Annotated in this window: 11 protein-coding genes; 1 reads left to right on the top strand and 10 read right to left on the bottom strand. The window is 45.3% G+C overall.

Features of this window, described 5'->3' with window-relative positions:
• Positions 1-7: 7 nt before the first annotated feature.
• The 9 genes from NB504_RS14195 to sixA all read right to left on the bottom strand — a co-directional run bounded on the left by NB504_RS14195 (position 8) and on the right by sixA (position 10,548).
• Positions 8-1,123 (bottom strand): chemotaxis response regulator protein-glutamate methylesterase, encoded by a 1,116-nt coding sequence (locus NB504_RS14195; RefSeq protein ID WP_094125773.1) that lies wholly within the window; start codon positions 1,121-1,123, stop codon positions 8-10.
• Positions 1,124-1,148: 25 nt separating this feature from the next.
• Entirely contained in the window at positions 1,149-3,443 is a 2,295-nt protein-coding gene (locus tag NB504_RS14190; RefSeq protein ID WP_094165570.1) for a chemotaxis protein CheA, read from the bottom strand.
• Positions 3,444-3,452: 9 nt separating this feature from the next.
• Positions 3,453-4,169, bottom strand: coding sequence for a protein phosphatase CheZ (locus tag NB504_RS14185; protein ID WP_017045236.1), 717 nt, complete (start codon positions 4,167-4,169; stop codon positions 3,453-3,455).
• Positions 4,170-4,226: 57 nt separating this feature from the next.
• Complete coding sequence (gene cheY, locus NB504_RS14180; RefSeq protein ID WP_033197405.1) at positions 4,227-4,595, bottom strand: chemotaxis response regulator CheY; 369 nt, start codon at positions 4,593-4,595, stop codon at positions 4,227-4,229.
• Positions 4,596-4,639: 44 nt separating this feature from the next.
• A complete protein-coding gene (locus NB504_RS14175; RefSeq protein ID WP_010318887.1) occupies positions 4,640-5,374 on the bottom strand; it encodes an RNA polymerase sigma factor FliA in 735 nt (244 codons plus the stop codon).
• Positions 5,367-6,254 (bottom strand): MinD/ParA family protein, encoded by an 888-nt coding sequence (locus NB504_RS14170; RefSeq protein ID WP_010318888.1) that lies wholly within the window; start codon positions 6,252-6,254, stop codon positions 5,367-5,369. Before NB504_RS14170 ends, NB504_RS14175 begins: the two co-directional genes overlap by 8 nt.
• A 13-nt stretch (positions 6,255-6,267) precedes the next feature.
• Positions 6,268-7,755 carry a flagellar biosynthesis protein FlhF gene (gene flhF / locus NB504_RS14165; protein ID WP_017045235.1) on the bottom strand — a complete coding sequence of 496 codons (1,488 nt, stop codon included), beginning with the start codon at positions 7,753-7,755 and terminating at the stop codon, positions 6,268-6,270.
• A gap of 53 nt (positions 7,756-7,808) precedes the next feature.
• Entirely contained in the window at positions 7,809-9,902 is a 2,094-nt protein-coding gene (flhA, locus tag NB504_RS14160; protein ID WP_013856364.1) for a flagellar biosynthesis protein FlhA, read from the bottom strand.
• 181 nt (positions 9,903-10,083) lie between these two features.
• Positions 10,084-10,548 carry a phosphohistidine phosphatase SixA gene (gene sixA, locus NB504_RS14155; RefSeq protein ID WP_017049124.1) on the bottom strand — a complete coding sequence of 155 codons (465 nt, stop codon included), beginning with the start codon at positions 10,546-10,548 and terminating at the stop codon, positions 10,084-10,086.
• A gap of 214 nt (positions 10,549-10,762) precedes the next feature.
• Here sixA and NB504_RS14150 point away from each other — a divergent pair, with 214 nt between their 5' ends.
• Positions 10,763-13,540, top strand: a complete 2,778-nt coding sequence (locus NB504_RS14150; RefSeq protein ID WP_258429119.1) for an insulinase family protein — start codon at positions 10,763-10,765, stop codon at positions 13,538-13,540.
• A gap of 26 nt (positions 13,541-13,566) precedes the next feature.
• On the opposite strand, the gene NB504_RS14145 is transcribed toward NB504_RS14150, so the two are convergent.
• The gene (locus tag NB504_RS14145; RefSeq protein ID WP_258429118.1) at positions 13,567-14,163 is read right to left on the bottom strand and encodes a VOC family protein; all 597 of its coding nucleotides are present in this window, start codon (positions 14,161-14,163) and stop codon (positions 13,567-13,569) included.
• Between the last annotated feature and the right edge of the window lie 13 nt (positions 14,164-14,176).

The raw sequence follows: 14,176 nt of genomic DNA, 5'->3' as shown, positions 1-14,176 counted from the left end.
ACTTCCTTTATGCGAGGCCAACTTCAACTAACATTCGTTCTGATATACGCTCTAACGGTAAATCTTCAGACGAGATCCCCGCTTTTGCGACAGCTTGCGGCATGCCATACACCACGCAACTTTCTTCATCCTGAGCCCAAATGGTTGCCCCTGCGGCTTGTAACATTCGAGCCCCTTCACGACCATCGGCTCCCATACCAGTCAATATCATTGACAACACTTTATCTGCATAGATCTTCGCCGCAGAACCGAATGTTATATCAACACACGGCTTATAGTTCATACGTTCTCCACCATCGATAATGCGCAATTTAGCACTACCCGGACGGCCCTCAATCATCATCTGTTTACCACCCGGAGCCAAATAGGCAACACCTGGGCGCAATGCATCACCATCTTCTGCTTCTTTCACTTCAATTTTACACAGTGAGTTGAGCCGGTTTGCAAATGCAGCAGTGAAAGTGGCTGGCATGTGTTGAATGAGTACGATCGGATGCGGATAATTCGCAGGTAACTTCGTCAATATTTTTTGTAACGCAACCGGGCCCCCTGTAGAGGTACCGATAGCGGTCAACTGATATTTTTTACCTGTAGCTTTAAAGCGAGCCAATGTGCTCATTGATTTCGGCGCAGGGGAACTCGCCGTTGTAGCTGCTGTTCTATTAGCAAACGGCGACGATGTGCTCGGCACTGGGCGTGAAACCAAAGGTCTTCTCAGCATCCCTTTTTTCGACGCGATTTGAATAACCCGTTGTTGTAATAAAGCGACAGCCTCATCACGGTTACGAGCAATATCTTCAAACTTTTTCGGTAAGAAATCTAACGCTCCAGCATCTAAAGCATCTAGCGTTGCTTTGGCACCATCATGAGTCAGCGATGAGAACATCAAGATCGGGATCGGGTTCGCAGCCATAATTTCACGGACAGCAGTAATGCCATCCATAACTGGCATCTCAATATCCATTGTGATGACATCAGGCTTTAAGATTCTCGCTTTTTCTACGGCTTCTTTACCGTTAGTTGCAACATCAATCACTTCTAGACGGGTGTCAGAGTTAATGATTTCACTCACACGCCGTCTAAAAAAGCTCGAATCATCAACGACTAATACTCTAATCGCCATGGGTGTCCTTATATTGTGTGCTCATTTAAATGCGGGAAGCAGCAGCATACTGCTTAAGCAAATCTGGCACATCTAGTATTAGTGCAATATGTCCATCGCTGGTAATCGTTGCCCCAGCCATACCCGGTGTTTTTTGAAGAAGCTTATCTAGTGGTTTGATTACCACTTCTTCTTGGCCAATTAAGGTATCAACCACAAAACCAACTCGCTGGCTACCAATCTGAACAATAACAACATGTCCATGACCTTTACGCAGTTCTATTTTACCTGCTTTAGGTGCTAGCCAATTCTGTAAGTAGAAGAGTGGTATCGATTTTTTACGTACTATGATGGTCAGTTGTCCATCAACGACGTTCGTCCGGCTAAGATCAAGGTGGAAGATTTCATTCACGCTCGCAAGCGGTAGAGCAAATGGATGCCCTGCGACCCCAACCATCAATGTCGGTAAGATAGCGAGTGTTAGCGGCACTTTGATCGTAATCTTAGTCCCTTTGCCCATCTCAGAATCGATGTCAATTGAACCATTGAGTGTATTGATGGCTGTTTTTACAACATCCATCCCAACACCACGACCAGAAATGTCTGAAATTTGCTCTTTACTGGAGAATCCCGCCATAAAGATTAAGTTAAAACACTCTTTATTGGAGAGACGCGACGCCGCATCTTCATCCATCATGCCTCGTTTAACCGCAATACTACGCAGCTTATCTGGGTCCATACCGCCGCCATCATCGACGATAGCTAGCTCAATATGATCACCTTCTTGCGAAGCTGAGAGTATGATTTTACCCGTGCTTGGCTTTCCAGATTTGCTACGCACATCAGGCATTTCAATGCCGTGGTCAACTGAGTTACGCACTAAGTGGATCAATGGGTCTGCAAGCGCTTCGACCAAGTTTTTATCAAGGTCTGTTTCTTCACCGCGCATTTCAAGCACGATGTCTTTTTTCAGGGTACGTGCAAGGTCTCGAACCACGCGAGGGAAACGACCGAACACTTTCTTAATCGGTTGCATGCGCGTTTTCATGACAGCGCCTTGCAAATCCGCAGTAACTACATCAAGGTTAGCCACCGCTTTTGCCATCTCTTCGTCGTTGCTATTAAGCCCTAAACTCAGCAAGCGGTTACGCACTAGCACCAATTCGCCAATCATGTTCATAATGATGTCGAGCGTTGATGTATCAACACGGACTGTTGTTTCCGGCTGAGTTTGCGCTTTTTTAGCCACAGCAGGTGCTGATACTTCTTTTTTCTCAGCCACTGCAACCGGAGCTTTCGCAGGGGAAGAGGTGGCTGGAGCCGTTACTTTAGGCTGAGGAGCAGGTGTAGGTTTCGCCGCTTCAGCTTTCGGTTTTGCGGTCTCTGTTGGTTTTACAGGCTCTGCTGGCTTCACATTTTCAGAAGCGGGTCTGGTTGCCATTTCCAACTCTTCTGGCAATGGCCCTTTTCCTGAGCCATGCAGTTCGTCAAGAAGCTTTTCAAACTCCTCGTCCGTCATCAAATCATCGCCACCACCAGCAGAAGCTTTAGGTGCCGCTGTTGATTTAGGCGGAGTAGTTGGTTTCGCTGTCACCTCAGGAGCGGGTTCAACGGTTGGAGCTTTGCCTACGCCGTGCAGTTCATCAAGCAGCTTTTCAAATTCGTCATCCGTAATGTCACCACTAGCAGCCACTGATGCACTTGGGGCTTTAGGCGCTGGGGCCGCTGGTGCGGCATTTTCAGAATGAGCATTAGGCGCGGTGCCCTTGCCATGTAATTCGTCTAACAGTTTTTCAAATTCATCTTGCGTGATTTCATCGATAGAATTTGACGCGACAGCCTTTGAGGCCACTGGTTGAATGACTTCCGGTTCAGGCTCTTCGATAGCGGCCTCTTCCTCGACTTCAACTTCAGCAATAACAGGCTCCACTTCGTCAATTTCATCTTCAGAAGCAGGACGACACAATTTATGAAGTTCATCGAGTAGAGCGGGATCTGCAGGCTCTAAGGGTTCTTGATCTTGAACAGCGCGAAACTGTGCATTAACGGTGTCTAAAGCTCGTAACATCGTATCCATCAAGCTCGATGTTACACTTCTTTGGCCATTGCGTAAGATATCAAATACGTTCTCGGCACCGTGGCACGTCTCAACCAGCTCGGTGAGGGCAAGAAACCCGGCCCCACCTTTAACGGTATGGAAACCGCGGAAAATCGCATTTAATAACTCCCTGTCTTCGGGGTTGTTCTCAAGTTCAACCAATTGCTCTGAGAGCAATTCGAGAATTTCACCTGCTTCAACCAAAAAGTCCTGAAGAATGTCGTCGTCTAATTCGTAGCTCATACGTTACCCCTAAAAACCAAGACTCGATAACAAATCATCGACTTCGTCTTGAGATGAAACCGCATCGGCTCTTTCATGAGGGTTCAAAATAGGACCTTCAGGTTCGATAGATGGGTTCTTCTTGTCTGTTTTTTGTTCTATTTGGTTAGCCCCAAAGGCAGTGAGAATCTCAACTAGGCGTTTCTCAACTTCATTAACCAGCGTAATAACACGCCGAATTATTTGGCCAGTGAGATCTTGAAAGTCTTGAGCCATCAATATCTCAGTTAGCTGACCTCGCAATTCGCTGCTGTTGCCTTCAACTTGTGATAGTAGATCATCAATACGGTGACAAAGTGCTTTAAACTCAATGAGATCAATACGCCCATGCATCAACTCATTCCATTGTGGACGCACTTTTAACAAACCTTCGTGAAGGCTGTCAGCGATCGGCATACATCGATCCACTGCATCCATTGTTTTATTCGCAGCCACTTCCGTTTTATCAATTACATATTGAAGACGATCCCTTGCATCTGGAATTTCGTCATTTGCAATCTCAGCCATCCGTTCATCAAGGTTGAACTGTTTGAGCGATTCATGCAGTTCCCTTGTCAAAGTGCCTATTTCTTGCAGCATTGGATTGCTTGCTTTGTCGTAGGTCTCTTTAAAGAGTTGATTCGCCTGATCTTGCTGTCCATTTTCCAGTAGCTGAACGAGTTCTTTTGCTTGTTCTAATGAAATCATCGATTAGCCTTTTCGCGCATAAATGAATAGAGCACCTTTTGTCTGTGACCACACGCTTTATAAACGCTCGAAAATTTTATCCAGTTTTTCTTTAAGCGTAGCAGCAGTAAAAGGTTTTACGATATAACCATTCACACCTGCTTGAGCAGCCTCGATGATTTGTTCGCGTTTTGCTTCTGCGGTGATCATCAGAACAGGCAGATGCTTAAGTTCTGCGTCTGCTCGGATATTTTTCAACAAATCGATGCCTTGCATGCCCGGCATATTCCAGTCTGTAACCACAAACTCAAAATCACCTTTCTTTAGCATAGGCAACGCTGTCAGGCCATCATCTGCTTCTTGGGTATTATTGAAGCCCAAATCACGAAGTAGATTCTTAACAATACGGCGCATTGTTGAAAAGTCGTCAACAATAAGGATCTTCATGTTTTTATTCAAAATTGCCTCCACTGAGCTCGAAATCAGTGATATTAGTCATTTTGCGTCCAAGAACTTAACTTCGTTCTTAGTCGCTGCATAGATTGGCTTAGTATCTGGCTAACGCGGGATTCGCTAACACCTAGAACTTCACCAATTTCTTTTAAGTTTAGCTCTTCATCATAATAGAGCGAAAGTACCAAAGCTTCACGTTCTGGAAGTGATTTTATTGATTCAACCAATGCTTTACGAAACGATTCATCGGCGACTCCCTTAAATGGCGAGTTGTCTTCATCGTCATCCAGAGGAGAAATTGCATCATCAGAAATACCTAAATCTTCGATTCCGACAATCCGTGAGCAATTAATGTCAGTTAATACAGTATGGTACTGATCCAGCGACATGCCTAAATACTTCGCAACTTCTGTATCAGTTGGGTTTCGGTTTAGCTCACCTTCTAGAACTGAAATTGCATGGGTTATCTCTCGGTTGTGTTTATGAACCGAGCGTGGAACCCAATCACCACGCCGAATATCGTCGAGCATAGCTCCACGAATTCGAATTCCTGCGTAGGTTTCAAAGCTTGCACCTTTACTCCCATCATAATTTTTTTGTGCTTCAAGTAGGCCTATCATACCGGCTTGTATTAGATCTTCGACTAATACGTTTGGTGGCAGGCGACCTGCTAAATGGTGTGCAATACGCTTAACCAATACAGAGTATTTTTCTAAAAATGCTTGTTGGCTCTTTAGGTTTCCGTGTTGGTCATAAGTAAGCGCTTTATTCACCGAATGGTTCCCCTACACTTTCTGTTCTATTTAGCAAACGCTCGACAAAAAATTCCAGATGGCCTGTCGGCGTTCTTGGAATTGGCCACGTTAACGCTTTACTTGCCAACGAGCTGATTGCCAGTGCCGCAGGTGACCGTGGAAACGCATCGACCACTATTTTTTGTTTTTTTACTGCTTGTCGCACTTTATCATCCAAAGGTATGCAAGCAACAAGTTCAAGGCTCACATTTAGGAATCTTTCTGTCACTAAAGTTAATTTAGCAAATAATTCCCGTCCTTCACGATAACTTCTCACCATATTGGCCACAATTTTAAAACGTTGCACTTGGTGTTCACGACTTAAGAGCTTGATCAGCGCGTAAGCGTCGGTGATGGATGTCGGTTCGTCACATACCACGATCACTACATCTTGTGCGGCGCGACAGAAGCTCACGACCATATCAGAAATACCTGCGGCTGTATCGATGAGCAGAATATCCATCTCATCTTCTAAACTGCCAAAGGCGCGTATTAAACCAACATGTTGGGCGTGTGACAACTCTGTCATCGACTGTGTGCCCGAGGTCGCTGGAATTATTCGTATCCCAAAAGGTCCCTCGACGATGGCATCTTTCAGTTCACACTCGCCAGCCAGTACATGCCCTAAGTTTCGCTTCGGGCGTATGCCAAGCATAACATCCACGTTAGCTAAACCTAAGTCTGCATCCAACACCATGACTTTTTTGCCTTGACGAGCCATGCAGATCGCCATGCCGAGTGTCACGTGAGATTTACCCACACCACCTTTACCACCAGTCACAGATATGACTTTGGTCAGTGACGGTTGAGTTAAGCGGCGTAAACCGCTCGCTTGGTCATATATCATATTATTCGCCATATTTGTCCGCCGCCTAGAATCTCTCGGAGTCGCTGCTCCAATAGTGAGGTTCATTCTCTGTCGACTTCTCTAGCAATTCGTTTGCCTTTGCAACCATGTACTTCGGCTGGGCAATCACAATATCTTCTGGTACACGCTGGCCATTCGCGATGTAAGCAACGGGCAGTGCGTTTTGAACCACGACACTCACAAATTCCCCTAAGCTCAGTGACTCATCAAGCTTAGTCATAATGCACCCTGAAAGAGGGATCCTTCTAAAGTGCTCGATTGTTTCTTGTAATACTTTTCTTTGTGCCGTTGCAGGCAGAACAAGGTAACTGTGGATGATTTCGCCACTCTCTTGCATCAGGGTATCGAGCTGCTCTGATAACCGAACATCACGCTGCCCCATCCCCGCGGTATCAACTAAAATTAAACGCCGATTTCTTAGCTGATATATTACATCGGCTAACTCACTGGAATCTTTAGCAACTCTTACTGGACAACCCATGATTCGGCCATAAATAGAGAGCTGTTCATGAGCACCGATACGGTAGGTATCTGTGGTGACTAGAGCGACGTTATCAGCGCCATACTCCATAGCGGCGCGAGCGGCTAGTTTAGCAATGGTGGTGGTTTTACCAACCCCTGTTGGGCCTAATAGCGCAACCACACCACCACGTTTCAGAATATCTTGTTTGGAAACAGGGACTTGATCAGCCACTAAGCCAAGCAGTGCCTTCCAAGCTTTCGTTGGAGCAGTATCTTCTGGGATATAGCACGCAAGCTGGTCAGCCAGTTCTTGTGAAACCCCCATGCGCTCAAGTCTTTTAATGAGCATGGCACGCAAAGGTTCTCGACGCTCAACTTCTTGCCACATTAATCCTGAAACTTGATGTTCTAACAGGCGGCGTATTGAGGTCATCTCTTCACGCATGTTTTCCAGCTCTGGGTTCGAAACACTCGCCTCTTGCGTTGGGTAACGATCATAACGCGACGGATCTAGCTTCGGCGTTTGACGGGTGGACGCTCTTCTATCCTCTGCAATTAACTTCGCTAATGGCGAATCGGCTCGTAACTCTGCATTACCGTGTCCTGAGTTGGTGTTAGATGAACCTGATTGACGTTGCAATAATGCAGAGAGCGAATCTTCATTTTCGGCGTGATAGTCCGAATCTGAGCCACTTGGTGCGCTGTACTGCTTTAACATATTTGCAAAACGTTTGGTCATTGAACGCCCAGTGTCTGCACTGTTTTGCAGGCTGACTCGATCATCATCCAACTCACGAGAGGATTTGTTCAAAGACGGGGTGACTTGGGTGTAACCTTGTTGTCTAGGCTGCGAATTATAGCGCTTGGCACTGTTTTGCTGGGTGGGCTGTTCACCATCCACAGCGGCAACGATTTCCACACCACCCGCGACTTTTTTATTCGACATGATCACCGCTTCCGCACCAAGCTCTTCTTTCACTTGCAGCAGCGCTGTTCGCATATCTTTGGCAAAAAATCGTTTTATTTTCAAAGCAGATATCCGTGTTTAAATGGCTAAAGCCCGATTAGGTAACAGCAGTTTCGTTAGTTACCAACGGCTTGAACAATCCGAATTTGTTTCTCGTCAGGTATTTCTTGATAAGAGAGCACACGCAAATTAGGTATCGTGTTTTTCACAAACTTCGCCAAAGTTGAACGAAGTACACCAGACGTGAGTAACACGGCGGGCTCACCTTTCAATTCTTGTTCTTGCGTTGCATGGCTCAGTGCAGCTTGTAGACGCTCTGCTAAGCCTGGCTCAATACCTGCCGATTCTCCTCCTGACGCCTGCATGGTTTGATGCAATATTTGTTCCAGCTCAGGAATCAGTGTTATCACTGGTAGTTCAGGTTCTATACCATTGATTTCTTGGACGATTAAACGCTTCAATGAGATTCGAACGGCCGCCGTTAGGATGTCAGGTTCTTGACTCCGCCCAGAATACTCCGCCAAGGTTTGTATTATGGTTCGAATATCTCGGATTGGAATCGCTTCATTGAGTAGGTTTTGCAGTACCTTAACGACTGTACCCAACGGCAGTTGATCTGGAACGAAGTTTTCAACTAGCCTTGGCGCTGAGCGACCCAGCATTTCAATTAAGTTTTGAACCTCTTCATGACCAATCAGTTGCGAGGCGTTATTAGTGAGAAGCTGACTCAAATGAGTGGCGAGTACGGTCGATGAGTCCACAACTGTGTAACCGAGAGCTTGTGCGTGTTCACGTTGTTCTTCACGGATCCAAACCGCTTCAAGGCCGAATGCAGGGTCGAGTGTGCGTTCACCGTCAATAACACCATAGACTTGACCAGGGTTAATCGCCAGTTCTTGATCTGGGCGGATCTCTGCTTCACCAACAGCAACCCCCATTAAGGTAATACGATAACTATTGGGTGTTAATTCTAAATTGTCGCGAATATGCACTGCGGGGATGAGAAAGCCAAAGTCTTGCGACAGTTTTTTCCGAACACCTTTTACGCGTTCGAGCAGCTCTCCACCTTGATCTCGGTCCACCAGCGGTATCAATCGATAGCCCACTTCTAAACCAATCACATCAACGGGTTGAACATCATCCCAAGAGAGCTCTTTTTGAGTGGGTGCTTCGTTGTCCACTTTTGCAGGCAGTTTCTTTTCATCGGCGGTTTTTTTCTGTTTGCGTATCATCCAATACGCGCAACCACCCGCTAACGCGGCTAGCAGTAAAAAAGCAAAGTGAGGCATACCCGGTACAATGCCCATGATGCCGAGAATACAAGCGGTAATCATCAATGCTTTAGGGTTGTCAAACAGTTGGAAGACGACTTGCTCTCCCATATCTTCATCGGTATTTTGACGGGTAACCATCATGGCAGCGCCAATCGAAAGCAGCAATGAGGGGATCTGAGCCACTAAGCCGTCACCAATGGTCAGCAGTGTGTAGATTTGGATCGCTTCTTTAAAACCCAACCCATATTGCGCCATACCAATCGATAAGCCGCCAATAATGTTGATGAACAAAATTAAGATCCCAGCAATCGCATCCCCTTTAACAAATTTTGACGCACCGTCCATTGAACCGTAGAAATCCGCTTCTTTGGTTACTTCGAAACGTCGTAGCCGCGCTTGGTCTTGATCGATTAAACCCGCATTTAAGTCCGCATCTATGGCCATTTGCTTACCCGGCAAGGCATCTAGGGTAAAGCGAGCACTCACCTCAGAAATACGTCCCGCACCTTTGGTTACTACCATGAAGTTGATGATCATCAAGATCAAAAACACCACTAAACCGACGGCGTAGTTACCACCGATCACCACACTACCAAACGCTTCAATGACGTTACCAGCCGCCCCGGGGCCTTCATGACCATACAATAAAACCACACGGGTTGAAGCGACGTTCAAGGCTAGTCGAAGTAAGGTTGCAATAAGCAAAACCGTAGGAAAAGCAGCAAAATCAAGCGGTCTACGGGTATAGACAGTGACGAGTAACACAACCATCGATAAGGCAATGTTAAAAGTGAAAAACAGATCCAATAGGAAGGCCGGGATCGGTAAAACGACCATAGCCAACGTGGCCAATACCATAACCGGCGCACCGATTGCTGGCATACTTCGCTGCGGTATTGATGGCAATTTATCTGCAAATGGGAGAGTAAATTTCATAGGTTAGCAAGCAATCTGTTGATAAATATCTATAAATGCGACAATGCGTTAACTCGGCGATGCAATTTTTAGTCCAGTAAAACAGTCAAAATAATGGCTACATTAGTAAAGGCAATAACCCTTCACTTAACGTAGCCTAGTTATTCAAATTACGTGAACTTCTTTTACTTTGAATCGTGGTTTAAGGATTAATACTCCAGATCTGCTGTCCTTTACGCAACTCTCTATCATATTCGATACCAATCAGACCGGATGTGGGGAACATTGGAGGGACTAAATCGGTAACAAATTCAGCCGCGAGATAGCCAACTAACGGTAAATGAGACACCAGCAGCACTGATTCGATTTGTTCGACATCGGCCAAGGCAGAGACATACTCAAATACCACTTCCGCTTTCCCATAAGGTGTGATGTCATCACAGGTCACAACCTCATCGGCATTAAAATAAGAGGCTATCGCAGCCCAAGTTTGCTGCGCTCGTAAGTAAGGGCTTACCAATACTTTATCTACATGGCGAAGATCTTGCTTTTCACAAGCACGAGCCACAGCAACAGACTCACGAAGACCTCTTTCGGTTAAGGCCCTTTGTGCATCACTCGCTGCATAATGTTCAGCTTCTCCGTGACGCATAATAAAAATCTTCATTACTCATTCCTAGTGGTTATTATCTATGCCGTCTAGGCGGCTTTATTCTCGATTATATCAGGCAACCAAGCAAAGACTTCGACACTGTTAACAGTCTATTAAAAAGTCTCCTGAAGGACTAAAATGGCACTTCGCTCATAAAATCATTGCTTGAAATTTGCACCTAACCGTTTCAACGCCATAATTAAAAAAGCCTTTTCTGTGGAGAGTCACTGTGCATTTAAGCCCTAACGACACCAACCAATACCGCTACATTACGTTAACTAATGGTCTGAGAACATTACTTATTCAAGCGGATGATGCACAAAAGTCAGCCGCTGCTTTAGCGATTAATGTGGGGCATTTTGATGACCCTGAAGACAGAGAAGGTCTTGCCCACTATCTGGAACACATGCTGTTTTTAGGCACAGAAAAGTACCCGAAAATTGGTGAGTTTCAAAGTTTTATTAATCAACATGGTGGCAGCAATAACGCATGGACTGGTACAGAGCACACCTGTTTTTTCTTTGATGTAAGCCCAAATCATTTTGAAAAAGCCTTGGACCGATTCAGCCAATTCTTTTGTGCCCCCTTGTTTAATGAAGAAGCCCTGGATAAAGAACGCCAAGCGGTGGATTCTGAATTTAAACTCAAACAGAATGATGATTCGAGAAGGCTCTATCAGGTTCAAAAAGAAACCATTAATCCGCAACACCCGTTTGCTAAATTTTCAGTGGGTAATTTAGAAACGCTGTGTGATAGAAATGGTGTCTCTATCCGTGAAGAAATTGTCCGTTTTCACCATGAAAATTACTCGGCTGATTTGATGACGCTCTCGCTAGCGGGCCCACAGACACTTGATGAGTTAGAGCAGTGGGCAAGAGATGAATTTTCCTCCATCCCAAATAAACAGCTCGGCCCGAAAAAAATAGAGGTGCCTTTTGTTTTAGACGCGCACCGAGGCGTCTTGATTCAAATCGAGCCACGAAAAGAGATCCGCAAACTGATTTTAAGCTTCCCAGCCCCAAGCGCGGATGACTTTTATCATGTCAAACCTCTCTCTTATTTCGCCCATCTCATCGGTTACGAAGGTGAAGGCAGTTTAATGCTGGCATTAAAAGAGAAAGGTTGGATCACGTCCTTATCGGCTGGAGGCGGCGCGAGTGGCAGCAATTATCGTGAGTTTTCGATAAGTTTTAGCCTGACACATGAAGGCGTAAAACAGGTCGATAACATCATCCAGTCACTCTTTACTCAGATTAAATTAATCGCAGAGCAGGGGCTGAACGAATGGCGTTACCTTGAGAAAAGAGCGGTGCTTGAATCGGCTTTTCGCTTTCAAGAAACGACAAGGCCATTAGACATGGTCAGCCATTTAGTGGTTAATATGCAGCACTATCAGCCGCAAGACACTATCTATGGCGATTATATGATGGCGGGCTACAACGAATCGCTACTTAAGCAAGCTCTTCATTATTTGACTCCTGAAAACCTACGCGCCACGTTAATTGCTAAAGATGGGTATTACGATAAGAAAGCGAAATGGTATTTTACACCCTATTCAATTACTCCATTATCGGCGTCACAACTTGCAACATTCGCAACCCCTTGCGACATTGAAACAAACTTACCGCCACTCAATCCTTTTATCTGTTACGACTTAGACCCAAAACCGTTAGAGCCTTCAACGCCTTTACACCAGGAAATCATTGAAGAGTTACCAGGCTTTCGTTTATGGCATCTACAAGACCATGAATTTAGAGTGCCTAAAGGGGTAATTTACATCGCGATTGATAGCCCCATCTCGGTAGCCACTGCTCGAAATATTGTTAAAACCCGTCTCTGTGTGGAAATGTTTTTAGACTCGCTGGCCACGGAAACTTACCAAGCAGAAATTGCTGGGATGAGTTACAACATGTACGCTCATCAAGGCGGCGTCACCCTGATGCTTTCTGGTTTTAGCGAAAAACAACCACAGTTAATGGAGATGATTCTCGCACGCTTTGCTAAACGTGATTTTAGCCTAAAACGCTTTAACACCATCAAGCAACAACTGCTTCGTAACTGGCAAAATACCACTAAAGATCGTCCAATTTCGCAGCTTTTCAATGCAATGACGGGTATTTTACAACCCAACAACCCTCCTTATGAAACGCTACTTGGTGCCTTAAAACAGATAGAAGTCGATGAGCTCAGTGATTTCGTTGAACAAATATTAGCGCAACTTCATGTTGAGATGTTTGTCTATGGCGACTGGTTAAGAAGTGATGCACAAGCGATGGCAGATACGCTTAAAAATGCATTACGAGTCAAAGATCAACAGTACGAGGAATCATTAAGACCACTCGTCATGCTCGGAGAGAGTGGGACTTTTCAAAAAGAGGTTCACTGCGATCAAGAAGATTCTGCTGTGGTGGTCTATTATCAGTGCAATGATGCCGCACCGCGCAGCATCGCCTTATATTCATTAGCTAATCACTTGATGTCCGCTACATTTTTTCATGAAATTCGCACTAAGCAGCAACTTGGTTATATGGTCGGAACGGGCAACATGCCATTAAACCGTCACCCAGGTATCGTACTCTACGTTCAGTCACCGAATGCTGCCCCTTATGAGCTGATTAGCGCTGTAGATGAATTTTTAAATGCTTTTTACATGGTGCTGCTGGAGCTCAACGAATACCAGTGGCACAGCAGTAAACGCGGTTTATGGAATCAAATTTCAACCCCCGACCCCACCCTTCGCAGCCGTGCGCAAAGACTTTGGGTTGCTATCGGCAATAAAGATGCCGGCTTTGATCAAAGAGAGCAGGTTTTGAGTGAACTGAAATCACTCAGCCGCAGTGATATGATTCGCTTTGTGGTCAATGAGCTAAAACCAAGGACCGCCAATCGACTGATCATGCACAGCCAAGGAAACGCACACCAAACGGTTCAGAAACTCAGTTTAGGGCAAGAAATTGGCTCAATTGAAGCGTTCCAGCTTCGGCCCAAAAGCTATAACTTAGGATAACAGTACTTCATCGCCATCAGAGCAATTTATCTTTGCTCTGATTTTACGATCTCTTTTAAAGAGTGGGGATGCAGTTTAATACACACGCCTTGCCACTTAAATGCAACCGTCGGGTTATGTAATCGCTCCCCTTCCCCTTTTGGACTGGACAATTTAACTTGAACACCTTGAGTGTCTAATGTTGTCCAGCATTCTTTTAATCGTGGGTAAACCGACAGTATATCCTGCAAATAGGCTTGCGCGGTTTGTGCCTCAGATGGCACCACAAATTCCACATGCTCCCAGCTCTGCTCTGGGTAAATTTTTCCCTCGGCAGGGTAAGGCAATTCCAAACATTCTATTGACCAACCATAAGCCGATAGCGGCACCGAAAATTCAATCACAATGATAGGACGGCCATTTATCTGAGCACTCGATATTTCTCGTCCTTCCTCCAGCCATGCCGCATGTGCTAATGACGCTAATTTACGATCATTAATGCGCAGTGCAATGTGGTCAGCTTGATTTGTGGATAAATCAATATGCAAAATTTTGGTTAATTCTTGAATTTTATGCATAAATTTATCTAAATTCTGCTTAAGCTGTTCAGGATGAAGCGCTGCATTCTTTAATGGTTCAAGCATTTAAATGGTCCAA

Source organism: Vibrio sp. RM-69-4, assembly GCF_024743775.1.
In the GTDB taxonomy this organism is placed as follows: Bacteria; Pseudomonadota; Gammaproteobacteria; order Enterobacterales; family Vibrionaceae; genus Vibrio; species Vibrio anguillarum.
The sequence above is the reverse complement of the archived record's forward strand: the minus strand, read 5'-3'. Positions and strand labels throughout refer to the sequence as shown.